24 protein-coding genes and 2 tRNA genes are annotated in these 22,975 nt (G+C 54.3%); 6 read left to right on the top strand and 20 right to left on the bottom strand.

Annotation, left to right across the window (positions count from 1 at the left end):
* Positions 1 to 34: 34 nt before the first annotated feature.
* The 10 genes from infB to rlmE all read right to left on the bottom strand — a co-directional run bounded on the left by infB (position 35) and on the right by rlmE (position 10,742).
* The gene (infB, locus tag DBY66_RS13295) at positions 35 to 2,731 is read right to left on the bottom strand and encodes a translation initiation factor IF-2 (protein ID WP_071669136.1); all 2,697 of its coding nucleotides are present in this window, start codon (positions 2,729 to 2,731) and stop codon (positions 35 to 37) included.
* Positions 2,732 to 2,748: 17 nt separating this feature from the next.
* Positions 2,749 to 4,236 (bottom strand): transcription termination factor NusA, encoded by a 1,488-nt coding sequence (gene nusA / locus DBY66_RS13290; RefSeq protein WP_039382278.1) that lies wholly within the window; start codon positions 4,234 to 4,236, stop codon positions 2,749 to 2,751.
* Positions 4,237 to 4,260: 24 nt separating this feature from the next.
* Positions 4,261 to 4,713 (bottom strand): ribosome maturation factor RimP, encoded by a 453-nt coding sequence (gene rimP / locus DBY66_RS13285; protein WP_039382276.1) that lies wholly within the window; start codon positions 4,711 to 4,713, stop codon positions 4,261 to 4,263.
* Positions 4,714 to 4,926: 213 nt separating this feature from the next.
* A tRNA-Met gene (locus DBY66_RS13280) sits at positions 4,927 to 5,003 on the bottom strand.
* A gap of 59 nt (positions 5,004 to 5,062) precedes the next feature.
* Positions 5,063 to 5,149: transfer RNA gene (locus DBY66_RS13275), tRNA-Leu, on the bottom strand.
* A 53-nt stretch (positions 5,150 to 5,202) separates the two neighbouring features.
* On the bottom strand, positions 5,203 to 5,538 hold the full coding sequence (gene secG / locus DBY66_RS13270; RefSeq protein WP_039382274.1) for a preprotein translocase subunit SecG: 336 nt from the start codon (positions 5,536 to 5,538) through the stop codon (positions 5,203 to 5,205).
* A gap of 216 nt (positions 5,539 to 5,754) precedes the next feature.
* Positions 5,755 to 7,089 carry a phosphoglucosamine mutase gene (glmM, locus tag DBY66_RS13265; protein WP_071669137.1) on the bottom strand — a complete coding sequence of 445 codons (1,335 nt, stop codon included), beginning with the start codon at positions 7,087 to 7,089 and terminating at the stop codon, positions 5,755 to 5,757.
* A 5-nt stretch (positions 7,090 to 7,094) separates the two neighbouring features.
* The gene (gene folP / locus DBY66_RS13260) at positions 7,095 to 7,928 is read right to left on the bottom strand and encodes a dihydropteroate synthase (RefSeq protein ID WP_104085589.1); all 834 of its coding nucleotides are present in this window, start codon (positions 7,926 to 7,928) and stop codon (positions 7,095 to 7,097) included.
* A gap of 82 nt (positions 7,929 to 8,010) precedes the next feature.
* Positions 8,011 to 9,939 carry an ATP-dependent zinc metalloprotease FtsH gene (gene ftsH / locus DBY66_RS13255; RefSeq protein ID WP_039382268.1) on the bottom strand — a complete coding sequence of 643 codons (1,929 nt, stop codon included), beginning with the start codon at positions 9,937 to 9,939 and terminating at the stop codon, positions 8,011 to 8,013.
* A 173-nt stretch (positions 9,940 to 10,112) separates the two neighbouring features.
* The gene (gene rlmE, locus DBY66_RS13250; RefSeq protein ID WP_039382266.1) at positions 10,113 to 10,742 is read right to left on the bottom strand and encodes a 23S rRNA (uridine(2552)-2'-O)-methyltransferase RlmE; all 630 of its coding nucleotides are present in this window, start codon (positions 10,740 to 10,742) and stop codon (positions 10,113 to 10,115) included.
* 126 nt (positions 10,743 to 10,868) lie between these two features.
* Here rlmE and yhbY point away from each other — a divergent pair, with 126 nt between their 5' ends.
* Positions 10,869 to 11,162 (top strand): ribosome assembly RNA-binding protein YhbY, encoded by a 294-nt coding sequence (gene yhbY / locus DBY66_RS13245; RefSeq protein WP_039382264.1) that lies wholly within the window; start codon positions 10,869 to 10,871, stop codon positions 11,160 to 11,162.
* 121 nt (positions 11,163 to 11,283) lie between these two features.
* Here yhbY and greA read toward each other — a convergent pair whose 3' ends face one another.
* The gene (greA, locus tag DBY66_RS13240) at positions 11,284 to 11,760 is read right to left on the bottom strand and encodes a transcription elongation factor GreA (RefSeq protein WP_039382260.1); all 477 of its coding nucleotides are present in this window, start codon (positions 11,758 to 11,760) and stop codon (positions 11,284 to 11,286) included.
* A 246-nt stretch (positions 11,761 to 12,006) separates the two neighbouring features.
* Between greA and dacB the strand changes: the two genes are divergently transcribed.
* The 3 genes from dacB to pmrB are packed head-to-tail and all read left to right on the top strand — an operon-like array spanning position 12,007 to position 15,160.
* Positions 12,007 to 13,440, top strand: coding sequence for a serine-type D-Ala-D-Ala carboxypeptidase (gene dacB / locus DBY66_RS13235; RefSeq protein WP_039382258.1), 1,434 nt, complete (start codon positions 12,007 to 12,009; stop codon positions 13,438 to 13,440).
* A complete protein-coding gene (gene pmrA / locus DBY66_RS13230; RefSeq protein ID WP_071669139.1) occupies positions 13,440 to 14,102 on the top strand; it encodes a two-component system response regulator PmrA in 663 nt (220 codons plus the stop codon). Before dacB ends, pmrA begins: the two co-directional genes overlap by 1 nt.
* Positions 14,099 to 15,160 carry a two-component system sensor histidine kinase PmrB gene (gene pmrB / locus DBY66_RS13225; protein ID WP_039382254.1) on the top strand — a complete coding sequence of 354 codons (1,062 nt, stop codon included), beginning with the start codon at positions 14,099 to 14,101 and terminating at the stop codon, positions 15,158 to 15,160. The genes pmrA and pmrB overlap by 4 nt, the downstream gene beginning before the upstream one ends.
* Before the next feature lie 45 nt (positions 15,161 to 15,205).
* On the opposite strand, the gene cgtA is transcribed toward pmrB, so the two are convergent.
* From cgtA to rplU, 3 genes are all read right to left on the bottom strand, one after another.
* Complete coding sequence (gene cgtA, locus DBY66_RS13220) at positions 15,206 to 16,381, bottom strand: Obg family GTPase CgtA (protein WP_039382251.1); 1,176 nt, start codon at positions 16,379 to 16,381, stop codon at positions 15,206 to 15,208.
* A 248-nt stretch (positions 16,382 to 16,629) separates the two neighbouring features.
* On the bottom strand, positions 16,630 to 16,887 hold the full coding sequence (gene rpmA / locus DBY66_RS13215; protein WP_039382249.1) for a 50S ribosomal protein L27: 258 nt from the start codon (positions 16,885 to 16,887) through the stop codon (positions 16,630 to 16,632).
* A 15-nt stretch (positions 16,888 to 16,902) separates the two neighbouring features.
* The gene (gene rplU / locus DBY66_RS13210) at positions 16,903 to 17,214 is read right to left on the bottom strand and encodes a 50S ribosomal protein L21 (RefSeq protein WP_039382246.1); all 312 of its coding nucleotides are present in this window, start codon (positions 17,212 to 17,214) and stop codon (positions 16,903 to 16,905) included.
* 254 nt (positions 17,215 to 17,468) lie between these two features.
* Here rplU and ispB point away from each other — a divergent pair, with 254 nt between their 5' ends.
* Positions 17,469 to 18,440, top strand: a complete 972-nt coding sequence (ispB, locus tag DBY66_RS13205; protein WP_039382243.1) for an octaprenyl diphosphate synthase — start codon at positions 17,469 to 17,471, stop codon at positions 18,438 to 18,440.
* A 226-nt stretch (positions 18,441 to 18,666) separates the two neighbouring features.
* On the top strand, positions 18,667 to 18,960 hold the full coding sequence (locus DBY66_RS13200; protein ID WP_039382241.1) for a helix-turn-helix transcriptional regulator: 294 nt from the start codon (positions 18,667 to 18,669) through the stop codon (positions 18,958 to 18,960).
* A 53-nt stretch (positions 18,961 to 19,013) separates the two neighbouring features.
* Here the strand turns inward: DBY66_RS13200 and murA are convergent, their stop codons facing one another.
* The 6 genes from murA to mlaE all read right to left on the bottom strand — a co-directional run bounded on the left by murA (position 19,014) and on the right by mlaE (position 22,975).
* The gene (gene murA / locus DBY66_RS13195) at positions 19,014 to 20,273 is read right to left on the bottom strand and encodes a UDP-N-acetylglucosamine 1-carboxyvinyltransferase (protein WP_108570024.1); all 1,260 of its coding nucleotides are present in this window, start codon (positions 20,271 to 20,273) and stop codon (positions 19,014 to 19,016) included.
* Between the two features lie 46 nt (positions 20,274 to 20,319).
* Entirely contained in the window at positions 20,320 to 20,577 is a 258-nt protein-coding gene (gene ibaG, locus DBY66_RS13190) for a BolA family iron metabolism protein IbaG (protein ID WP_039382236.1), read from the bottom strand.
* A gap of 114 nt (positions 20,578 to 20,691) precedes the next feature.
* Entirely contained in the window at positions 20,692 to 20,997 is a 306-nt protein-coding gene (mlaB, locus tag DBY66_RS13185; protein ID WP_039382234.1) for a lipid asymmetry maintenance protein MlaB, read from the bottom strand.
* The gene (gene mlaC / locus DBY66_RS13180; protein ID WP_039382232.1) at positions 20,997 to 21,635 is read right to left on the bottom strand and encodes a phospholipid-binding protein MlaC; all 639 of its coding nucleotides are present in this window, start codon (positions 21,633 to 21,635) and stop codon (positions 20,997 to 20,999) included. The genes mlaB and mlaC overlap by 1 nt, the downstream gene beginning before the upstream one ends.
* A 19-nt stretch (positions 21,636 to 21,654) precedes the next feature.
* On the bottom strand, positions 21,655 to 22,188 hold the full coding sequence (gene mlaD / locus DBY66_RS13175) for an outer membrane lipid asymmetry maintenance protein MlaD (RefSeq protein WP_108570025.1): 534 nt from the start codon (positions 22,186 to 22,188) through the stop codon (positions 21,655 to 21,657).
* Positions 22,189 to 22,192: 4 nt separating this feature from the next.
* Positions 22,193 to 22,975 (bottom strand): lipid asymmetry maintenance ABC transporter permease subunit MlaE, encoded by a 783-nt coding sequence (gene mlaE, locus DBY66_RS13170; protein ID WP_039382227.1) that lies wholly within the window; start codon positions 22,973 to 22,975, stop codon positions 22,193 to 22,195.

Raw genomic sequence — 22,975 nt, 5'->3', positions numbered from 1 at the left:
TGGCCTCCCAAATTGCAGTACATCGATAAGTGAATTATGCGATGGTGCGTTTAATTTCAATGATTTCGAACACTTCGATCATATCGCCAACGCGAACGTCGTTGTAGTTCTTCACACCGATACCACACTCCATGCCGTTACGCACTTCGTTGACGTCATCTTTGAAGCGACGCAGGGATTCCAGCTCGCCTTCATAGATAACCACGTTGTCGCGCAGGACACGAATTGGGTTGTGACGCTTGATGTTGCCTTCGGTAACCATACAGCCCGCGATCGCGCCAAATTTCGGTGATTTAAACACATCACGTACTTCGGCCAGACCGATGATCTGCTGTTTGAATTCCGGCGCCAGCATACCGCTCATCGCAGCTTTTACTTCGTCAATCAGATTATAGATGACGGAGTAGTAACGCAGGTCGACGTTTTCAGCATCAATCACGCGACGCGCAGAAGCGTCAGCACGGACGTTAAAGCCGAGGATGATCGCATTGGAAGCGGCCGCCAGCGTAGCGTCGGTTTCGGTGATACCGCCCACGCCAGAACCGATAATCTTCACCTTCACTTCGTCGGTGGAGAGTTTCAGCAGCGAATCGGAGATCGCTTCTACCGAGCCCTGTACGTCAGACTTCAGAACGATGTTCAGCTCTGAGACTTCGCCTTCAGTCATGTTCGCAAACATGTTTTCCAGCTTCGACTTCTGCTGACGCGCCAGTTTCACTTCGCGGAATTTACCCTGACGATAGAGAGCAACTTCACGCGCTTTCTTCTCGTCACGGACCACAGTCGCTTCATCACCCGCTGCCGGTACGCCAGAGAGACCCAGGATCTCAACCGGAATCGATGGGCCTGCTTCCTGTACTTCGCGTCCCAGTTCGTCACGCATCGCACGTACGCGGCCATACTCGAAGCCACACAGTACGATATCGCCTTTGTTCAGCGTACCTTCACGTACCAGCACGGTAGCGACCGGACCACGACCTTTATCCAGGAAGGATTCGATAACCACACCGCTTGCCATACCTTCACGAATAGCGGTCAGCTCAAGCACTTCCGCCTGCAGCAGAATGGCGTTCAGCAGATCGTCGATACCGGTACCCGCTTTCGCAGAAACGTTGACGAACATGTTTTCGCCGCCCCACTCTTCCGGAATGATGCCGTACTGAGTCAGCTCGTTCTTCACGCGGTCCGGATCGGCTTCTGGTTTGTCGCACTTGTTCACTGCAACCACAACCGGTACGCCGGCCGCTTTTGCGTGTTGAATCGCTTCGACGGTCTGTGGCATCACGCCATCATCCGCAGCAACGACCAGGATAACGATATCCGTTGCCTGCGCACCGCGAGCACGCATTGCGGTAAACGCGGCGTGTCCCGGGGTATCCAGGAAGGTGACCATGCCGTTTTCGGTTTCAACGTGATAGGCACCGATGTGCTGGGTAATACCACCCGCTTCGCCAGAGGCGACTTTGGTTGAGCGGATGTAATCCAGCAGGGAGGTTTTACCGTGGTCAACGTGACCCATGATGGTCACGACCGGCGCACGGCTCTCCTGCGCTGCATCAGTATCACGATCGTCCATTACCGCTTCTTCCAGCTCGTTCTCGCGGCGCAGGATCACTTTATGACCCATCTCTTCCGCGACCAGCTGTGCAGTTTCCTGGTCGATAACCTGGTTGATAGTCGCCATCGCGCCCATCTTCATCATCGCTTTGATGACCAGTGAACCTTTCACTGCCATCTTGTTCGCCAGTTCAGCTACGGTGATGGTTTCGCCGATAATCACGTCGCGGTTAACGGCCTGCGCTGGCTTGTTAAAGCCCTGCTGCAGTGCGCTAGGTTTGCGATGCTTACCGCCTTTACCACCGCGAACCTGCGCACGCGCTTCTTCACGATCGGTTTTAGCTTCGGAGTGCTTGTTGCCTTTTTTGGCAGGACGCGTGGCTTTAGCCGTGGTGCGTGCACGTGCACGACCCGCTTCAACCTGACGATCGTTTTCGTCTTCTGCCTGACGGGCATGAGTTGAAGTTGTGACGTGATAGTCACCTTTATCTTCTTCCTCAGGTTTGTCCCACTCAGCGCCTTTCTCTTCTGCCAGGCGGCGTGCTTCTTCCGCTACGCGGCGTGCGCTCTCTTCGAGCTTACGACGGGCTTCTTCTTCAGCTTTACGCTTCAGTTCAGCCGCTTCAGCTTCGCGACGGGCTTTATCAGACTGCGCAGCCTTGGTCACTTCATCGGTAGGTTGGTTTGTCACTTTATCTTTTTCCGCTGCTTCACGCTTAGCCTTGTCAGCGGCTTCGCGCCTGGCTTTATCTTCGGCTTCACGTTGCGCTTTTAATTCAGCCTCGCGACGGGCTTGTTCTTCCGCCTCGCGACGCGCCTGCTCTTCCGCTACGCGCTGTGCCTCAGCTTCCGCTTCTGCCTGAGCCTGCTGCTCAGCCTCTGCATCACCCTTCACATATGTGCGCTTTTTGCGAACTTCAATTTGCACCGATTTACTTTTACCCCCGGTGCCCGGAATATTCAAGGTGCTGCGCGTTTTGCGCTGCAACGTCAGTTTACCTGAACTGGTTTGACCGTGCTCACGGTTCAGGTGGGACAGTAAGGTCTCTTTCTCTTGCTGGGACACCGCGTCGTTTTCAGACTTAGGGATCCCCGCATCAGCAAATTGCTGTACCAGGCGATCGACCGGAGTCTGAATTTCGGCGGCCAGCGATTTTACGGTTACATCTGTCATGCTGTTCCTTCCTGTTATTACGCGTCATCGCCGAACCAGCAGATATTACGTGCAGCCATAATCAGCGCACCGGCCTTCTCATCATCCAGCCCTTCAATATCTGTCAGATCGTCAACACCTTGCTCAGCGAGATCTTCCAGCGTGCAAACGCCTTTTGACGCCAGGCGATAGGCCAGCGCACGATCCAGGCCTTCAAGATTCAGCAAGTCCTCAGCGGGCTCCTGATTACCAAGGCTTTCTTCTTTCGCTAATGCCAGGGTGGTTAACGCATTTTTGGCTCGTTCACGCAGGGCTTCAATGGTCTCTTCGTCGAGGCCGTCAATTTCCAGCAGCTCGTTCATTGGCACATAGGCCAGTTCTTCCAGCGAAGAGAAGCCCTCTTCCACCAGTATGGTGGCGAACTCTTCGTCGATGTCGAGATGTTTCGTGAACATATCGATTGCTGCGTGGGCTTCAGCCTGATGCTTAGCCTGCAGATCGTCGACGGTCATCACGTTCAGCTCCCAGCCGCTCAGCTGGGAAGCCAGACGCACGTTTTGGCCATTACGGCCGATCGCCTGAGCCAGATTACCGGCCTCAACAGCGATATCCATGGTGTGATTATCTTCATCCACCACGATTGACGCCACATCGGCAGGCGCCATGGCGTTAATTACAAACTGTGCCGGATTATCATCCCACAGCACGATATCGATACGCTCGCCGCCCAGTTCACTGGAAACAGCCTGCACGCGTGCGCCGCGCATACCGACGCAGGCACCTACCGGATCGATACGTTTATCGTTGGTTTTTACCGCAATTTTAGCGCGTGAACCCGGATCGCGGGCAGCCGCTTTAATTTCGATAACTTCTTCACCAATTTCCGGCACCTCAATGCGGAACAGTTCGATCAGCATTTCAGGTTTGGAACGGGTAACAAACAGCTGAGCACCACGCGCTTCAGGACGCACGGCATACAGCACGCCGCGAATACGGTCGCCCGGACGGAAGTTCTCACGTGGCAGCATATCTTCACGTACGATCACCGCCTCGGCGTTGCTGCCCAGGTCCAGCGTGATGTTGTCGCGATTCACTTTCTTCACCTGACCGGTGATGATGTCGCCTTGCTGCTCGCGGAACTGGTCCACAACCATTGCGCGCTCAGCTTCACGTACTTTCTGAACGATAACCTGCTTCGCAGTCTGTGTAGTGATACGGTCAAAGGTGACAGATTCAATCTGATCTTCAACGTAATCGCCCAGATTGAGCGCTTCATCTTCGAAGCGAGCCGCGTCCAGCGTGATTTCACGCGTAGGCTGAGTAACTTCATCAACGATTACCCAACGACGGAACGTGTCGAAATCGCCGCTGCGACGATCGATACTGACGCGCACGTCGATTTCCTGCTCATACTTCTTTTTGGTCGCAGTGGCCAAAGCGCTCTCCAGCGCTTCGAAGATTTTCTCACGCGGCAGAGCTTTTTCATTAGAAACGGCTTCTACTACAGCTAAGATTTCTTTATTCATCCTGGTTAGCCTCAATCCGGACTTTTAAAAGTGGGGGACCAGGTTCGCTTTCTGAATATTGCTCAGTGCGAACACTTCATCGTTACCCTCGACGGTCACAGTGATCATCTCGCCTTCCACCGACTTGATGATGCCCTGCCATTTGCGACGGTTCTGTACCGCCATCCGCAGGACCAGGCTGACTTCCTCACCCGCAAAGCGCGCATAGTGTTCTGCAGTGAAAAGTGGACGATCGAGACCCGGCGAGGAAACTTCAAGGTTGTAAGCCACCGTAATTGGATCTTCCACATCCATCACAGCGCTCACCTGGTGGCTAACATCGGCGCAATCATCAACATTGATACCCTCTTCGCTATCAATATAGATGCGCAAGGTTGATGTGCGACCACGAACGAATTCAATACCGACCAGTTCGTAGCCAAGCGCTTCTACCGGAGCAGAGATCAACTCTGTCAATTTTTGCTCTAATGTGGACAAGCCCACCCCCAAGACATAAAAAAAGGGCCTAAAGCCCAGTGTTACGATTTCCTGATAACAAAAAACCCCGAAAAATCGGGGCTTTTTATGACTGGACCCTGTATGCCGCAGTGCGGCTTCGGCGCACAATCCAGAAGAATTTTTTTCAAAAACTCACTGATAGTGCGTCCGTCGATGCATACAGTATATTTGAAAAAGAACTCTAAGGGAAAGTGGTTGCGGGGGCCGGATTTGAACCGACGACCTTCGGGTTATGAGCCCGACGAGCTACCAGGCTGCTCCACCCCGCGTCCGAAAACGTGGCGAATATTACGCCGATCTTGCGAAAATAGCAAGTTTTACTGAGAATTGGTACCGAGGACGGGACTTGAACCCGTAAGCCCTTTCGAGCACTACCACCTCAAGGTAGCGTGTCTACCAATTTCACCACCTCGGTACTGCACTGACTGCGACGATAGTATAGTCGCTTAAGCGTTGACGATTTACTGCTTACTGCGGGATATCATTGCCCGGGGTTGCCGGTTTAGCTGGCTGAGTCTGCTGTTCAGACTGAGCTGGCGCAGTGAGGTTTTCCCACTCGCTTCCTTTGGAAGTCTTATTGCTGTTCAGGTTACCCAGAATCAGACTGATAATGAAGAACAGCGAAGCCAGTATCGCGGTCATACGTGTCATAAAGTTACCTGACCCGTTTGAACCAAACAGCGTACCGGAAGCGCCTGCACCGAATGAGGCTCCCATATCAGCGCCTTTGCCTTGCTGCAGCATGATCAGACCAACCAGGCCAATCGCCACAATAAGGAAAACAACTAACAGAGCTTCGTACATAATCAACCTGTTTCCTTGCGCGTAACCGCACAGTTAAAGCTTCAACCAATACAGACGGGTAGTCTCGTCATTACCCATCAGAAGCGGGTGTGAATACTAACCAAAGGCGCCTGGCTCTGCAAGTGCAATTTTAGCCATAAAATTCAATTGCAGAAAAAAGCGCCAGCATGATGATTTACCAGGCGAAAAGGCATCCCGCCTGCCGCCTGGCCGGGTTTAAACTGCTTTTACCGCTGCGGCAATATTATGCGCCAGCGCGGTTACCTGCGCTTCATCTTCGCCTTCCACCATCACGCGGATCAGCGGCTCCGTGCCTGATTTACGCAGCAGTACCCGCCCGCGCCCTGCCAGCGCCTGCTCTGCTTCGGCAGCCGCAGCTTTCACGCTTTCGCTCTCCAGCGGATCGTGGCTGCCGGTAAAGCGCACGTTAACCAGGATTTGCGGCAGCATTTTCATACCGCTGCACAGATCGTGCAGACTCATGTGGTTGCGCACTATGGCAGTAAGCACTTGCAAACTGGCTACAATTCCGTCGCCGGTACTGATTTTATCCAGCAGAATAACGTGCCCGGAGTTCTCAGCCCCCATGCGCCAGCCTTTCTCCTGCATTTTTTCCAGTACGTAGCGGTCGCCCACTTTGGCACGGGTGAACGGGATGCCTAGCTGTTTCAGGGCCAGCTCCAGCCCCATGTTACTCATCAGCGTCCCGACCACGCCACCGCGCAGCTGCCCCTGACGCAGCGCTTCGCGCGCAATGATATAGAGAATCTGGTCGCCATCCACTTTCTGTCCCAGATGATCCACCATCATGATGCGATCGCCATCTCCGTCATAGGCGAGACCAAGGTTAGCCTGCTCTTCCAGGACGCGCTGCTGCAGCTGACGCAGGTCAGTCGCTCCGCACTCCTTGTTGATGTTCATGCCGTCCGGCTGCACGCCAATCGCGATGACCTGCGCACCCAGCTCACGCAGCACGTTAGGGGCGATGTGATAGGTGGCACCATTCGCGCAATCGACCACAATTTTCAGACCGTTGAGACTCAGCTCGCCGGGGAAAGTGCCTTTACAAAATTCGATATAACGGCCGGCGGCATCCACGATACGGCTGGCACGCCCCAGTTCAGCAGATTCCACGCAGGTCAGCGGTTTTTCCAGCTCGCGCTCAATCGCTTCTTCCACATCATCCGGCAGCTTGGTGCCTTCGGCTGAGAAAAATTTAATGCCGTTATCATCAAACGGATTGTGAGAGGCGGAGATCACGATCCCCGCTTCCGCACGAAACGTTCGCGTCAGGTAGGCGATTGCCGGGGTTGGCATCGGTCCGGTAAAAGCTGCCGAGAGGCCTGCTGCTGCCAGCCCCGCTTCGAGCGCCGACTCCAGCATATAGCCAGAAATGCGCGTGTCTTTGCCAATCAGTACTTTTCTTGAACCTGAACGCGCCAGCACTTTGCCTGCGGCAAAACCCAGCTTCAGTACAAAATCGGGCGTGATCGGCGCTTCGCCTACTTTGCCGCGGATGCCATCTGTACCAAAATATTTACGCTCACTCATGCCTGTTATCCTTTTGCTCTCTGGGTCGCTTCCACGATGCGCATCGCTTCAACTGTCTCTTTCACATCATGCACGCGAATAATCTGGGCGCCCTGCATCGCAGCAATGACTGCGCAGCTCAGGCTGCCGGTAAGACGCTGTGCCGGGCCGACATTAAGCAGCTGACCAATCATCGATTTACGCGACATTCCCACCAGCAGCGGTAAGCCGTAATGGTGAAAATGGCTCAGGTGGGCCAGCAGCTCATAGTTATGGCTGAGATTCTTACCGAAACCAAAGCCCGGGTCGAGCAGCAGTTGCGCTTTTTTGATGCCCGCCGCCTCACAGCGCGCAATTTGCGCAGCGAAGTAAGCGTCCACTTCGCTGACCACATTGTTATACGAAGGTGTCTGCTGCATGGTACGGGGTTCACCCTGCATATGCATCAGACAAACCGGTAAACCGCTCTCTGCCGCCGCACCGAGCGCGCCAGGCTCTGAAAGCGAGCGAATATCATTGATGATGTGAGCACCCGCTCTCGCTGCTTCACGGATGACGTCAGGCTTTGAGGTATCTACTGAGATCCAGACTTCAAACCGCTGTGCAATGGCCTCCACGACCGGGATAACCCGCTCCAGCTCCTCCTCAACGCTGACCTCGTCCGCTCCGGGCCGGGTCGACTCGCCGCCGACATCGATGATTGTCGCGCCCGCATTTACCATCTCATTAGTATGCGTCAGCGCGTTTACCAGAGAGTTATGCGCGCCGCCGTCAGAAAAGGAGTCGGGCGTTACGTTCAGAATACCCATTACATGGGGGAAGGAGAGATCGAGAAAGGAATCACGCGCGTGGAGTTTCATGGCAGGTATGGTCCTGAAGTGGTCAAACGTTAAATGTAAAAAACCCCGGACTGGCCGGGGTTTTTGCTGAGGTGATGGCCTCTTATTTATTGAACTGCTCAGACATGGTATTACCCGGATTCGGCGTACGCGGTTCATCAACCGGACGTGGCGCCTTTGGCGTACCGTTGCTGTCAGAGTTGTTGCTGCCGGGATCTTCCCAGCCAGCTGGCGGTCGCACATCGCGGCGCGCCATCAGGTCATCAATCTGCGGAGCATCAATGGTTTCATACTTCATCAGCGCATCTTTCATCGCATGAAGAATATCCATGTTCTCGCCCAGAATACGACGTGCACGCTGATAGTTGCTGTCGATCAGGTGTTTAACTTCCTGATCGATGATGCGCGCAGTCTCATCTGACATATGCTTGGCTTTCGCTACGGAACGGCCAAGGAACACTTCACCCTCTTCTTCCGCATAGAGCAGCGGGCCAAGCTTCTCTGAGAAGCCCCACTGCGTCACCATGTTACGAGCCAGATTGGTCGCCACTTTGATGTCGTTAGATGCACCGGTAGAGACATGTTCTGCGCCGTAGATGATCTCTTCAGCCAGACGACCGCCATAGAGCGTGGAGATCTGACTTTCCAGCTTCTGACGGCTGGCACTGATAGCATCACCTTCCGGCAGGAAGAACGTCACGCCCAGCGCACGGCCGCGCGGAATGATCGTAACTTTATGTACCGGATCGTGTTCTGGCACCAGACGGCCGATAATCGCATGCCCGGCTTCATGGTAAGCGGTTGACTCTTTCTGCGCTTCCGTCATCACCATGGAGCGGCGTTCTGCACCCATCATGATTTTGTCTTTGGCTTTTTCGAACTCGACCATCGACACTACGCGCTTGTTGCCACGAGCGGCAAAGAGTGCGGCTTCGTTGACCAGGTTTGCCAGGTCAGCTCCCGAGAAGCCCGGTGTACCGCGTGCGATAATAGCCGCATCGATGTCGGTTGCCAGCGGCACACGGCGCATATGCACTTTCAGGATCTGTTCACGACCGCGCACGTCCGGCAGGCCAACGACAACCTGACGGTCAAAACGGCCCGGACGCAGCAGCGCAGGGTCGAGTACATCCGGACGGTTGGTTGCGGCGATAACAATAATGCCTTCATTGCCTTCAAAACCATCCATCTCAACCAGCATCTGGTTCAGCGTCTGCTCACGCTCATCGTGACCACCGCCTAAACCGGCACCACGCTGACGTCCTACCGCATCGATCTCATCGATAAAGATGATGCATGGCGCAGCTTTTTTCGCCTGTTCGAACATGTCACGCACGCGGGATGCGCCCACGCCGACAAACATTTCTACGAAATCGGAACCGGAAATAGTGAAGAAAGGCACTTTCGCTTCGCCGGCGATAGCTTTAGCCAGCAGCGTTTTACCTGTACCCGGCGGGCCCACCATCAGGACGCCTTTCGGGATTTTACCGCCCAGCTTCTGGAAACGGCTTGGTTCACGCAGATACTCTACCAGCTCACCTACCTCTTCTTTCGCTTCATCACAGCCAGCGACGTCGGCAAAGGTGGTCTTGATCTGGTCTTCCGTCAGCATGCGGGCTTTGCTTTTGCCGAAGGACATCGCGCCCTTACCGCCGCCGCCCTGCATCTGACGCATAAAGAAGATCCATACGCCAATCAGCAGCAGCATCGGGAACCAGGAAATGAAGATAGAAGCCAGCAGGCTTGGCTCTTCAGGTGGTTCACCCACTACTTTGACGTTTTTGGTCAGCAGGTTATCGAGTAACTTGGGATCGTTGACAGGAATGTAGGTGGTATATTTATTACTGTCTTTTTTGGTTACGTTAATTTCACGCCCGTTAATACGTGCCTCGCGGACCTGATCCTGGTTCACTTCCGACAGGAAGGTTGAATAATCAACCCTACGGCCATTCGACTCGCTGGGCCCAAAGCTCTGGAATACTGACATCAGCACGACCGCGATGACTAACCAGAGAATCAGGTTTTTCGCCATGTCACTCAAGGGATTAACCTCATATTACAACGGTGTTAACAGACAGCGTAGGGTACTATATATCCTTCATACCTGGAATCGCAGCATGGATGAATTTGCTGGTTTACCCTGAAACTCAGAATCAGGCCGGGATAAACGCACTATTCAGCTTGCTTTGACGCCGGTATTCGGGCCTACAGTTTGCGCCCTGTCGCCACAATATACACTTCACGTGAACGTAACCGCGAAGCGTCTGGCTTACGAATTTTCACTTTCGTAAATAGGGAGCGAATTTCCCGGAGGTATTCATCGAAGCCATCTCCCTGAAACACTTTCACAACAAAACTGCCGCCGGGAGCCAGTACATCCCGACACATTTCCAGCGCCAGTTCAACTAAATACATTGAACGAGGAATATCCACAGCTGGCGTACCGCTCATGTTGGGTGCCATATCTGACATCACCACCTGAACTTTCTGGTCCCCTACCCGCTCAAGCAGCGCTTTCAGCACGGCCTCGTCACGGAAGTCACCCTGCATAAAATCCACGCCGACAATCGGATCCATCGGCAGCAGATCGCAGGCAATCACCCGCCCGCTATTGCCAATCTGCTGTACCACATATTGTGACCAGCCGCCGGGTGCCGCGCCTAAGTCCACCACGGTCATACCGGGTTTAAACAGCTTGTCACCCTGCTGAATTTCATCAAGTTTAAACCAGGCGCGCGAACGCAGCCCTTTTTTCTGTGCCTGAAGCACATATTTATCGCTAAAGTGTTCCTGAAGCCAGCGACTGGAACTGGCCGAACGCTTTTTACCCGTCATAATTTTTCCAGTTAAATCGTCATCGTAGCGATAAATCAGCGCGCAATGGGTAGCGATGATTTGGCGATATACCCGAGATGGCGGTAGAATGACCCGTTTTCAATCCCTGAGTAAGCAAAAAATACGATGAATCTGAGTACCAAACAAAAACAGCACCTGAAAGGCCTGGCCCACCCACTGAAGCCGGTGGTCATGCTGGGCGGCAACGGCCTTACTGAAGGCGTGCTCGCCGAAATCGAACAGGCGCTTGACCATCACGAACTGATTAAGGTGAAAATTGCCTCAGAAGATCGCGAAACCAAGCAGCTGATCGTCGAGGCCATTGTGCGTGAAACCAAGGCCAGCAATGTGCAGGTTATCGGCAATGTGCTGGTGCTGTACCGCCCGGCGAAAGAGCGCAAAATCACGCTGCCTCGTTAAGCTCTATACTAAGCGCGGCGCAGCGGGCAGAGAAAGTGCCACGCTCACGCATGCGATAAAAGGCCGCCATGCGGCCTTTTTCCTTTCTTTACATTGTGCCCAACATAACAGCAGCGGGTGCTTACAGATATTCAACCTTCAGCACTTCATACTCCACGTCACCGCCTGGCGTTTTCACAATGGCTACGTCATCGGCCTCTTTGCCCACCAGACCACGCGCCATTGGCGAGTTAACTGAGATCAGATTTTGTTTAAAATCTGCTTCATCGTCACCCACAATGCGGTAAGTAAACTCTTCGTCGGTATCTACATTCAGCACAGTTACCGTGGCACCGAAAATGACGCGACCGGTTTTTGGCATAGATGTGATGTCGATCACCTGCGCATTAGAAAGTTTAGCTTCAATCTCCTGAATACGCCCTTCGCAAAACCCCTGCTCTTCACGCGCAGCATGGTACTCGGCGTTCTCTTTCAGGTCGCCATGCTCACGAGCTTCAGCGATGGAGGCGATGATGCGCGGACGCTTTACGGTTTTCAGTTCGTTCAGCTCTTCACGCAGCTTCTCAGCGCCTTGTAACGTCATCGGAATCTGATTCATTTTGGCTCCTCGTCTCTATCCTGGTTAACGGTGTCATCCTGACTGGTGACAGCAGAATAATCGCTTCTGCGGCACACGGCCCCTTTTCAAAAGCAAAAGAACCCTGACCCGGAAAGCTTTCCGGGTCAGGGATCGGTTTTGCATTTTGATACGTATTTTACCCCAGAGTTCCCTGTGGGTCATCGTTTACTTTGCCCTGCCCGGGGACGTAGTATTGACGCCCCATCCGTCAGTTACCGCGAGATTATGCGATTTTCACGACTTGTTACCGGATTAACCTGCGCGGTAATGCTGCAGGCACAAGCGGCCCCCGTTGAAGAATACATGCAGTATTTACCTGACGGCGCGAACCTGGCGCTGATGGTACAGAAAGTGGGCGCATCAACCCCTATTATTGACTACCACGGAAAACAGATGGCTTTACCGGCCAGCACCATGAAAGTGATCACGGCGCTGGCGGCACTTCTGGAGCTGGGACCCGACTTCCGCTTTCAGACCACGCTTGAGACACGCGGTGCTATTACCGACGGCACGCTGAACGGCGATCTGGTGGCCCGCTTTGGCGGCGATCCTACGCTGAGCAGGCAGAATCTGCGCAATATGGTCGCCGCGCTGAAGCAGCAGGGTATCACGCACATCAAAGGCAACCTGGTGATTGATACCTCCGTATTTGCCAGCCACGATATGGCTCCCGGCTGGCCATGGAACGATCTGACCCAGTGCTTCAGCGCACCACCTGGCGCGGCGATTGTCGACAAAAACTGTTTCTCGGTTTCGCTTTACAGTGGCAAAACCGCTGGTGAAACCGCCTTTGTGCGTATTGCGTCTTACTATCCGGCCCATATGTTCAGCCAGGTCCGGACGCTTGCCCCTAACAGCGGCGAAGGTCAGTACTGCGAGCTGGATGTGGTGCCTGGTGAGCTTAACCGCTATACGCTGACAGGCTGTATGCGCCAGCGGGCAGAACCGCTGCCGCTCGCCTTTGCGGTTCAGGATGATGCCGCCTGGTCAGGTGAAATCCTGAAAGGGATGCTGCGTGCGGCTGATATTGATTATAGCGGTCATCTGGTACGCCAGACGCAGGTTACGTCGCCGGGTACCGTGCTCGCCTCGACCCAATCCGCGCCGCTGCATACGCTACTGCGCATGATGCTGAAAAAGTCGGACAACATGATTGCGGACACCGTGTTCCGCACCATCGGCCATCACTACTTTAACGTGCCGGGTACGTTTCGTGCCGCCTCTGACGCCGTGCGTCGTATTCTGCGCGAAAAAGCGGGTATTGATATGGGCAACAGCATTCAGGTTGATGGTTCCGGCCTGTCGCGTCACGATTTGATCTCGCCAGAGACAATGATGCAGGTGCTGCAGTACATTGCTAAAAACGACGCCACGCTCGACTATATCTCTATGCTGCCGCTGGCTGGCTACGACGGCACGCTGCAGTATCGTGGCGGGCTCCATGAAGCGGGCCTCGATGGCAAAGTCTCAGCAAAAACCGGTTCTCTGCAGGGCGTCTATAATCTGGCAGGGTTTATTACCACGTCCAGCGGTGCGCGCGTTGCCTTTGTGCAGTTTCTGTCAGGCTATGCCGTGCCCCCGGAAAATCAGAAAACGCGGCGTATTCCGCTGGTTCGCTTTGAAAGCCGCCTCTACACGGACATTAACAAGAACAACTAATGAAATTGTTGATTGTTGAAGATGATGCGCTGCTGCAGTCGGGCCTGGCACAGGCGCTGGGCGCTAAGGGTTATGCAACAGATTGCGCCAGCAGCGCCGCAGAGAGTAATGCGCTATTGCGCAGCGGTCAGTATACGCTGATCGTGCTGGATCTTGGCCTGCCGGATCGCGACGGCGCTTCGCTGCTGCGCCAGTGGCGGCGCGAGGGCGTTGCGATCCCGGTGCTGATCCTTACGGCGCGTGATGCGCTGGAGGATCGCGTGGAGGGCCTGGATGCCGGTGCGGATGATTATCTGATCAAGCCTTTTGCACTGGCAGAACTGCAGGCGCGGGTTCGGGCGCTGATCCGCCGCTATCAGGGGCAGAGCGATAACCAGCTGCAACAGGGCGATCTGACGCTCAATCTCAGCACGCAGCAGGTGCTGCTTGAAAATCAGTCGGTGGATATTACGCCTAAAGAGTTTGCGCTGCTGACGCGCCTGCTGATGCGCATCGGACAAAATGTGCATCGCGAAACGCTGCAGCAGGATCTTTATAGCTGGAACGACGATCCCGGATCGAACACGCTGGAAGTGCATATTCATAATCTGCGCCGCAAGCTGGGAAAAGATCGGATTAAAACGGTTCGCGGTGTGGGTTACCGGCTGGAACTGCGCGAATGAACAGTATGCGGCAGCGCTTACTGATCATGCTGGCGTTGATCCTGCTTATCTGTCAGGTCATGAGCGTGATCTGGCTCTGGCACGAGAGCCGGGAGCAGATCAGCTTTCTTGTCAATGAGACGCTTTCGGCTCAGGCGCGCAATCAGCGGGTCGAGAATGAGATCCGCGAAGCGATCGCTTCGCTGCTACTGCCCTCACTGGTGATGGTATGCCTGACGCTGCTGCTCTCGTTCTGGGCGATTAACTGGATTATTCGCCCGCTTAAGCTGCTGCAGGATAGCCTGGCGCATCGTTCCGCCGACAACCTCACTCCCCTGCCGGTGTATGCGGATATGGATGAAATCGTTGCCGTCACCGGCGCCATCAACCAGCTCTTCTCCCGTCTGGACCATACGCTGCAGCAGGAGCGGCTTTTTACTGCCGATGCTGCCCATGAACTGCGTACGCCCCTCGCCGGGCTGCGGCTGCATCTGGAACTGCTGCAGCAGCAGCAGGTGCCGCAGAGTGAAATGCTGATTAGCCGTATCGATCAGCTGATGCACACCGTAGAGCAGCTGCTCATGCTGTCACGTGCCGGCCAGGCGCTGGCGGGCGGACACTATCAGCAGCTGTGGTGGCTGCAGGATATCATGCAGCCGCTAAAACCAGAGATGGACGAGCTGCTGCTACAGCGTCAGCAGCGGCTGCGCTGGCCAGAGGGGAGTGATATCCCGCAGCAGGGCGAAGCGGTGCTGTTGCGCCTGATGCTGCGCAATTTGCTGGAGAACGCCTCGCGCTATAGCCCGGAAAACAGCGAGGTGCAGGTTAAGCTATACCGGGATGCGCAGCAGGTAACGGCAGAAGTATGGGATGAAGGGCCGGGTATTGATGCCGGAGCCGCAGAGGAGTTAACCCAGGCCTTTCGCCGTCGCGATCAGCGCTACGGCGGCAGCGGACTGGGTCTGAATATTGTGCTGCGTATTGTACAAATGCACCGCGGTACGCTGACGCTGGAAAACCGTGAAGACCGCAGCGGACTGATTGCCCGCTGTACGCTGCCGTATCAGCTCAACGGCTAGCTCTGCAGATAAAAAAAGCGGCCCGAAGGCCGCTTTTAGCTGCGATTAACGCTGATAGATAATTTCGACGCCTTCGTCGTCTTCATCATCCCAGTCGTCATCCCAGTCATCATCTTCTTCCACTTCCTGAGCGGTCTCCAGCGCTTCACGATGGTAATCATCCCACATGAACGCGACCTTTTCAGGCTGCTTCTCTTCCAGTTCTGCTTCTTTAGGATTAGCAATGATAAAGCTCATCACATCCCAGCAGAGTTCATTAACGCCGGTACGACTGGCGGCAGAGATAAGATAATATTTGTCATCCCAGCCGAGCGCCTCTGCAATCGCTTTAGCGCGGCTTTCAGCTTCTTCCTGACTCAGCAGGTCAGTTTTGTTAAACACCAGCCAGCGCGGCTTCTGATAGAGCTTCTCGCTATATTTTTCCAGCTCGCCAAGAATGATGCGGGCGTTTTCAACCGGATCGGTTTCGTCGATAGGCGCAATGTCGATCAGGTGCAGCAGGACGCGACAGCGCTCAAGATGCTTCAGGAAGCGAATGCCCAGCCCGGCGCCTTCCGCTGCGCCTTCAATCAGCCCCGGGATATCGGCCACGACAAAGCTTTTTTCGCTGTCCATGCGCACAACGCCCAGGCTGGGAACCAGCGTGGTAAACGGATAGTCCGCCACTTTTGGCTTCGCTGCAGAGACGGCGCGAATAAAGGTCGATTTACCCGCATTCGGCAGACCCAGCATGCCGACATCGGCCAGCAGCATCAGCTCCAGCTGCAGATCGCGTTTCTCGCCTGGCGTCCCCATGGTTTTCTGGCGCGGGGTGCGGTTAACCGAGGATTTAAAACGCGTGTTACCAAGACCGTGCCAGCCGCCTTTCGCTACCATCAGCTTCTGCTCATGGCGCGTCATATCGCCCAGCGTTTCACCGGTGCCCTGATCGATTATGCGCGTACCGACCGGCACTTTGATGGTGACATCTTTGCCACGTTTGCCGGTGCAGTCGCGGCTCTGACCATTCTGACCGCGCTCAGCGCGGAACGCTTTTTCAAAGCGATAATCGATCAGGGTATTGAGGTTTTCATCTGCCAGCAGATAGACGTCACCGCCATCACCGCCGTCACCGCCGTCCGGGCCGCCTTTAGGAATATATTTCTCGCGGCGGAAGCTAACGCAACCGTTGCCGCCATCGCCTGCGACCACAAGGATCGTCGCTTCATCAACAAACTTCATTCTATTTCTCCGTCACACTGTCGTCTGTCGCTGCAGAGAGCGGCAGACGGGTCCGCCAGGGTCTTCTGTGCTGACCGGCGGCGGATAATGCAAATCTGGTAATATGATATGTACAGAAAGTGTACAGCAAACCGCGCAGCTCAGTTAGCGGGGAATCGATAACCGGCGGCAGAATGTAAAAAGCCCCGCAAAGCTGCGGGGCCTTTCCTTCGTGTGTTCAGACGATTATCGTCTGCAGCACGACAACCTTACTCAGCAACGATGCTGATATATTTACGGTTGTTCGGGCCTTTCACTTCGAATTTAACTTTGCCGTCTGTGGTAGCAAACAGGGTGTGGTCACGACCACAGCCTACATTGGTACCGGCGTGGAACTTGGTGCCACGCTGACGAACGATGATGCTACCTGCCAGAACAGATTCACCACCGAAACGCTTAACACCCAGACGTTTTGCGTTGGAGTCGCGACCGTTACGGGTCGAACCACCAGCCTTCTTATGTGCCATTTGTCAGATCTCCTCTTACGCGCTGATCGTCGTGATTTTCACATCAGTGAACCACTGACGGTGACCAGCTTGCTTACGGTAGTGTTTACGACGACGAAACTTAACAATCTTGATTTTTTCGCCGCGACCGTGAGCAACAACTTCTGCCTTGATCATTCCGCCTGAAACCAGTGGCGCGCCGATTTTCACGTCTTCGCCATTTGCAATCATCAGAACCTGGTCGAACTCAATGGTTTCGCCGGTTGCGATGTCCAGCTTTTCCAGGCGAACGGTCTGACCTTCGCTTACTCGGTGTTGTTTACCACCACTTTGGAAAACCGCGTACATATAAAACTCCGCTTCTGCGCTTGCCTTTCTGTGTAATCAGGCGGCGCGATAATATTCACAATAGGGCGCGAATTCTACGCAAATATCCAGCAGAAAACAAGCGCACTTTGCACTCTCCTGCAGAAAAAAAGCGCAGAGTGAATGCAACCGTTTCTCATCCTGAATTTTCAAGTACAATCAGTAACAGATTACCTGAACTCACGCTGGGTAAAAGCGCCTACCATGCAAAAAACGAGTCAAAGCTGAACAGACGAATGAACCTAGAACAAATTAACGAACTAACCGCGCAGGACATGGCGGCCGTCAACCAGACCATCCTCGACCAGCTGAATTCAGATGTCTCACTGATCAACCAGTTGGGCTACTACATTGTCAGCGGCGGAGGTAAACGCATTCGTCCGATGATTGCCGTGCTTTCAGCGCGTGCGCTCAACTATCAGGGTTCGCTGCATGTTACGAACGCAGCACTGATTGAATTTATCCACACGGCAACACTGCTGCATGATGATGTGGTGGATGAGTCTGACATGCGTCGCGGCAAAGCGACTGCGAATGCGGCGTTTGGTAATGCCGCCAGCGTGCTGGTAGGTGATTTTATCTATACGCGCGCTTTTCAGATGATGACCAGCCTTGGATCCTTAAAGATCCTCGCGCTGATGTCAGAAGCGGTGAATGTGATCGCAGAAGGCGAAGTGCTGCAGCTGATGAACTGTAACGATCCTGACATCACTGAAGAGAGCTACATGCGCGTGATCTACAGTAAAACGGCGCGTCTGTTTGAGGCTGCTTCTCAGGCCTCAGCGATTCTGGCAGAGGCTTCGCCTGCTCAGGAGAAAGCGCTGCAGGATTATGGTCGCTACCTTGGCACCGCTTTCCAGTTAATTGACGATTTGCTCGACTACAGCGCAGATGGCGAGACGCTGGGTAAAAATACCGGTGACGATCTCAGCGAAGGGAAACCGACGCTGCCCCTGCTGCATGCCATGCATCATGGCACCCCCGAGCAGGCCGCTATGATCCGCAGCGCGATTGAGGAAGGCAACGGACGCCATTTGCTGGAGCCGGTGCTGGCCGCTATGCAGCAGACGGGTTCACTGGAATGGACGCGCAAACGCGCTGAAGAAGAAGCGGATAAAGCGATTGCTGCGCTACAGCTGCTGCCTGAGAGTCCGTGGCGTACTGCGCTTGAAGCGCTGGCGCATATGTCAGTGCAGCGCGACTTTTAATTCCGGACGGAGCCGCCCGGCTCCGTTTTTTATTTTCCCGCCGTTTCCTGCGCCGTTTGCATAAGTTTGCACGCTTTTTGCGAATACCCGCCAGATTTTGCTACCTGGGTGTAACAATTACTGGAAATTAATGGAACCTTTTTGCTATATAGAGCCGTTAATTTCCAGTTTTACCCTTCACTGCCACAGCAGCGATTACGCATTACATGGATATGGAGAACAAGTTATGCAGACAAGGAAAGAGGATTGGCATCCTGCAGATATTATCGCAGCGCTACGCAAACGTGGTACTTCACTGGCGGCTCTGTCACGTGCGTCAGGACTTTGCTCCTCAACGCTCGCCAATGCGCTGTCACGCCCCTGGCCCAAAGGCGAGTGGCTTATCGCTATGGCGCTTGAGGTACATCCGGCAGAAATCTGGCCAAGCCGCTATTACGATCCTGACACCCTGCTTCTGCTGGATCGCAAAAAGCGGATCCGATCGCCCGATAGTCTGAAAAAGATCCCGGAAAAAAAATAAAAAAAAACCAGCCACGCTGCTGTGACTGGTTCTGGTCCATCATACTGACTGGCTTATTCGCCGCTGATACGCTCAATGTTCGCGCCCATCGCTTTGAGCTTATCTTCGATATGCTCATAGCCGCGATCGATATGGTAAATCCGGTCAACAACCGTAGTGCCTTCAGCAATACAGCCTGCCAGTACCAGACTCGCCGAAGCACGTAAATCGGTCGCCATAACCTGTGCACCCGAGAGCGTTTCCACACCGTGACAAATCGCCGTGTTGCTCTCGATTTCCGCATGCGCACCCATACGGATCAGTTCCGGGATGTGCATAAAGCGGTTTTCAAAGATGGTTTCTGTGATCACGCCCGTGCCTTCCGCCAGCAGATTCAGCAGAGTGAACTGCGCCTGCATATCGGTTGGAAAACCCGGATGCGGTGCAGTGCGGATATTCACCGCTTTTGGCCGCTTGCCGTGCATATCAAGACTAATCCAGTCATCACCGGTTTCAATCTCTGCACCCGCGTCGCGCAGTTTAGCCAGTACCGCATCCAGCGTATCCGGCTGTGCATTGCGGCAGATGACTTTGCCGCGCGAGATAGCCGCAGCCACAAGGAAGGTGCCGGTTTCGATACGATCCGGCAGCACGCGATAGACACCGCCACCCAGACGTTCCACACCGTCAATCGTAATTTTGTCCGTGCCTGCGCCAGAAATTTTTGCACCCAGCGTATTGAGGAAGTTTGCCGTATCAACAATCTCCGGCTCGCGCGCCGCGTTCTCGATTACCGTGGTGCCGGTTGCCAGCGTTGCCGCACTCATAATGGTTACGGTAGCGCCGACGCTGACTTTATCCATGACGATGTGCGCGCCTTTCAGGCGGCCATTGACTGAGGCTTTAACATAGCCCTCTTCCAGCTTAATTTCCGCGCCGAGCTGTTCCAGACCAGTGATATGCAGATCGACCGGACGGGCACCAATCGCGCAGCCGCCCGGCAGTGATACCTGACCCTGACCAAATCGTGCCACCAGCGGCCCGAGCGCCCAGATAGAAGCACGCATCGTTTTAACCAGATCGTAAGGAGCGCTGAAGACGTTAACTTCGCGCGCATCAACATGCACCGAACCGTTACGCTCTGTGCGTGCACCCAGCAGGCTCAGCAGCTTCATGGTGGTATCAATATCACGCAGCTGCGGGACATTCTGAATTTCTACCGGCTCTTCTGCCAGCAGCGCGGCAAACAGAATCGGCAGCGCTGCATTTTTTGCGCCGGAAATGGTCACTTCACCACTTAAGCGGGTGGGGCCTTGCACACGAAATTTGTCCATTAACACGGCTCTCAATTATCTATCAACAAAACAACCAGACTGGTACTCAGAATCCGTTAAGTTTACGGTCGCGAGCCCACTCGGCGGGAGTATAAGTCTTGATGGAAACCGCATGAATGCGATTATCCGCAATGTATTCCATCAGCGGCGCATAAACAGCCTGCTGTTTTTTTACCCGGCTCAGTTCGCCAAACATTTCGCCCACGGCGATCACCTGGAAATGGCTGCCGTCGTTGCTCATCACGTGGACTTCATCTAATGACAGCGCCTGCATCAGGACTGCCTGAACTTCACTATTTTCCATGGTTTATAACTTCACTTGATAATAATAAGGCGGATATCTTAGAGGAAAGCGGCTGAGTCTTAAATATGCAAAAGCCCCTGAACGCATCAGGGGCCTGGTTTTTCAGCCGTCAGATCAGACGCTTTTCTCCGCAGAAACAATAATCTGCTGAAGATTATAAAGCGTAATAAGAGAATGGAGTTTATCTGTCACACCCGTGAACAGCGGCGTACTTCCCTGCGCGCGTACCATCTCGCGCAGATGCACCAGCAGCGCCAGCCCGGCCGAATCGACCCGCTCCAGAGCCGCCACATCAATGACATTTATATTCTGCATAACCGTTTCACGCTGCTGCCATAGTGTCAGCAGCGTATCCCGGTCAAGCTTGCCGCTCAGTACCAGCGTATCAGTACTGCGCTGCCAGCGTAACGATTCACTCATTATTGCTGTTTATCCAGTGTAATAGGTTGTGCCGCATAGGTTTTCAGCTGTGCAGTCAGGCCATCAATGCCTTTAGTGCGCAGCAGATCGCTCCACTCATTCTGCTTGGTGGTGATCATACTGATCCCTTCGGCAATCATATCGTAAGCCTGCCATTTTCCGCTCTGGCTGTTTTTACGCCACTGAAAATCGAGACGCACCGGCGGACGGCCGTTGGGATCAACAATAGTGACGCGAATAGCCACAATATTGGCATCGCCCAGCGGTTTTTCTGGCTGAATCTGGTAAGTCTGACCGTGATACAGCGCCAGCGCCTGCCCGTAAGCCTGGGCCAGGTAGTCACCGAATGCGGCAAAGTAGGCGTCGCGCTGTGCCGGCGTCGCTTCACGATAGTAACGGCCTAAAACCAGCGCGCCGGCATATTTAATCTGCACATAGGGCAGCAGCTCCTGGCGCACAATATCGCGCAGATAGTTTGGATCCTGCTTGATTTTCGGCTGTTCATTTTTCAGCCGGGTAAAAGTTTTGGCTGCGGCTTCATTCATCAGCTTATACGGGTTGCTCTGATCCGTATCCGCTGCTGTGGCGGCCAGGGGAGCGATTGCCAGCAGGGCAACCATCAGAAAACGTTTCAACATCGTGTTTTACCTCTCTGGATTATTCCGTTGTGGCAGGCGCAGGTGCACGCTCGCCATCCTGTGACTGATTCTCTTTGCTGCCGTCGCCGCTTTTGTAAAGGAACTGACCAATCAAATCCTCAAGCACCAGGGCAGATTTGGTGTCGCGCAACGTTCCGCCATCTTTCAGCATAGCTGAACCGAGATCCGGATCGTCAAAGCCCAGATTCAGCGCCAGAAACTGTTCGCCCAGCAAACCCTGCGTACGAATAGCCAGAGAACTGGTATCCGGGATTTTGTCGTCATACTGTTCGCTGATATCCATGGTCACGCGCGGCGACAGGCTTTTCTCATCCAGTGAAATATCCGTTACGCGGCCAATGACGACGCCGCCAATTTTCACAGGTGAACTGATTTTCAGGCCGCCAATATTGTCAAAGGTAGCGTAGAGCTTCCACGTGGGCTCGGTGCCCAGCGATTTGAGATCGGCCACGCGCAGACTGAGAAACAGCAGCGCCACCAGCGCCGCCAGCATAAATACCCCTACCCAAATTTCATTTTTCTTGCTTTGCATTGCATCAGTTCCCAAACATCAGTGCGGTCAGCACAAAATCAAGCCCAAGCACCGCCAGTGAAGCGTGTACGACGGTACGCGTTGTTGCCCGGCTGATACCTTCCGACGTCGGAATCGCATCGTAGCCGTTAAACAGCGCAATCCAGGTTACCGTAATGGCAAAAACTGCGCTCTTGATCAGGCAGTTAAGGACATCATTATGAAAATCTACCGCGCTTTGCATCGCGGACCAGAAAAAGCCGGGATCGATACCTTTCCAGCCAACGCCAACCAGTGCACCACCGGCAATACCGACGGCCGTAAAAATCAGCGTTAACAGCGGCATACTGATAAAACCCGCCCAGAAGCGTGGCGAGACCACGCGGCGCAGCGGATCCACCGCCATCATCTCCATACTGGAGAGCTGCTCTGTGGCTTTCATCAGACCAATCTCTGCCGTCAGCGCCGAGCCGGCTCGTCCGGCAAACAGCAGCGCCGTGACAACCGGCCCCAGCTCACGCAGCAGCGACAGCGCCACCAGCATGCCAAGGCTGGTCTCCGCGCTGTAGGTGGTCAGCACCAGATATCCCTGCAGTCCCAGCACCATACCGATAAACAGACCAGAAACCACAATAATCAGCAGCGAGAGTACGCCAACGCTATAAAGCTGCCTGATCAACAATGGAGCATGGCGGCGAAAAGCGGGTTTTCCCACCAGCGCATGAAACAGCATCAGACCGGCGCGACCAAAGGTCGCACAGCTGTTTATTCCCCGACGCCCGAACGACGCCAGTGCCTGTAACACCAT

This window comes from Pantoea sp. RIT413 (assembly GCF_003057675.2).
GTDB classification, from domain to species: domain Bacteria; phylum Pseudomonadota; class Gammaproteobacteria; order Enterobacterales; family Enterobacteriaceae; genus Pantoea; species Pantoea eucrina.
This window is presented reverse-complemented; position numbering and strand designations above follow the sequence as displayed.

What these genes read in the sequence shown, in the direction of transcription:
- ftsH (WP_039382268.1), bottom strand. Translation starts at nt 9,939, where the DNA reads ATGGCGAAAAACCTGATTCTCTGGTTAGTCATCGCGGTCGTGCTGATG.
- rplU (WP_039382246.1), bottom strand. Translation starts at nt 17,214, where the DNA reads ATGTACGCGGTTTTCCAAAGTGGTGGTAAACAACACCGAGTAAGCGAA.
- greA (WP_039382260.1), bottom strand. Translation starts at nt 11,760, where the DNA reads ATGAATCAGATTCCGATGACGTTACAAGGCGCTGAGAAGCTGCGTGAA.
- infB (WP_071669136.1), bottom strand. Translation starts at nt 2,731, where the DNA reads ATGACAGATGTAACCGTAAAATCGCTGGCCGCCGAAATTCAGACTCCG.
- cgtA (WP_039382251.1), bottom strand. Translation starts at nt 16,381, where the DNA reads ATGAAGTTTGTTGATGAAGCGACGATCCTTGTGGTCGCAGGCGATGGC.
- mlaC (WP_039382232.1), bottom strand. Translation starts at nt 21,635, where the DNA reads ATGTTGAAACGTTTTCTGATGGTTGCCCTGCTGGCAATCGCTCCCCTG.
- glmM (WP_071669137.1), bottom strand. Translation starts at nt 7,089, where the DNA reads ATGAGTGAGCGTAAATATTTTGGTACAGATGGCATCCGCGGCAAAGTA.
- pmrB (WP_039382254.1), top strand. Translation starts at nt 14,099, where the DNA reads ATGAACAGTATGCGGCAGCGCTTACTGATCATGCTGGCGTTGATCCTG.
- mlaD (WP_108570025.1), bottom strand. Translation starts at nt 22,188, where the DNA reads ATGCAAAGCAAGAAAAATGAAATTTGGGTAGGGGTATTTATGCTGGCG.
- mlaB (WP_039382234.1), bottom strand. Translation starts at nt 20,997, where the DNA reads ATGAGTGAATCGTTACGCTGGCAGCGCAGTACTGATACGCTGGTACTG.
- nusA (WP_039382278.1), bottom strand. Translation starts at nt 4,236, where the DNA reads ATGAATAAAGAAATCTTAGCTGTAGTAGAAGCCGTTTCTAATGAAAAA.
- ispB (WP_039382243.1), top strand. Translation starts at nt 17,469, where the DNA reads ATGAACCTAGAACAAATTAACGAACTAACCGCGCAGGACATGGCGGCC.
- pmrA (WP_071669139.1), top strand. Translation starts at nt 13,440, where the DNA reads ATGAAATTGTTGATTGTTGAAGATGATGCGCTGCTGCAGTCGGGCCTG.
- DBY66_RS13200 (WP_039382241.1), top strand. Translation starts at nt 18,667, where the DNA reads ATGCAGACAAGGAAAGAGGATTGGCATCCTGCAGATATTATCGCAGCG.
- mlaE (WP_039382227.1), bottom strand. Translation starts at nt 22,975, where the DNA reads ATGGTGTTACAGGCACTGGCGTCGTTCGGGCGTCGGGGAATAAACAGC.
- ibaG (WP_039382236.1), bottom strand. Translation starts at nt 20,577, where the DNA reads ATGGAAAATAGTGAAGTTCAGGCAGTCCTGATGCAGGCGCTGTCATTA.
- murA (WP_108570024.1), bottom strand. Translation starts at nt 20,273, where the DNA reads ATGGACAAATTTCGTGTGCAAGGCCCCACCCGCTTAAGTGGTGAAGTG.
- yhbY (WP_039382264.1), top strand. Translation starts at nt 10,869, where the DNA reads ATGAATCTGAGTACCAAACAAAAACAGCACCTGAAAGGCCTGGCCCAC.
- rpmA (WP_039382249.1), bottom strand. Translation starts at nt 16,887, where the DNA reads ATGGCACATAAGAAGGCTGGTGGTTCGACCCGTAACGGTCGCGACTCC.
- secG (WP_039382274.1), bottom strand. Translation starts at nt 5,538, where the DNA reads ATGTACGAAGCTCTGTTAGTTGTTTTCCTTATTGTGGCGATTGGCCTG.
- folP (WP_104085589.1), bottom strand. Translation starts at nt 7,928, where the DNA reads ATGAAACTCCACGCGCGTGATTCCTTTCTCGATCTCTCCTTCCCCCAT.
- dacB (WP_039382258.1), top strand. Translation starts at nt 12,007, where the DNA reads ATGCGATTTTCACGACTTGTTACCGGATTAACCTGCGCGGTAATGCTG.
- rlmE (WP_039382266.1), bottom strand. Translation starts at nt 10,742, where the DNA reads ATGACGGGTAAAAAGCGTTCGGCCAGTTCCAGTCGCTGGCTTCAGGAA.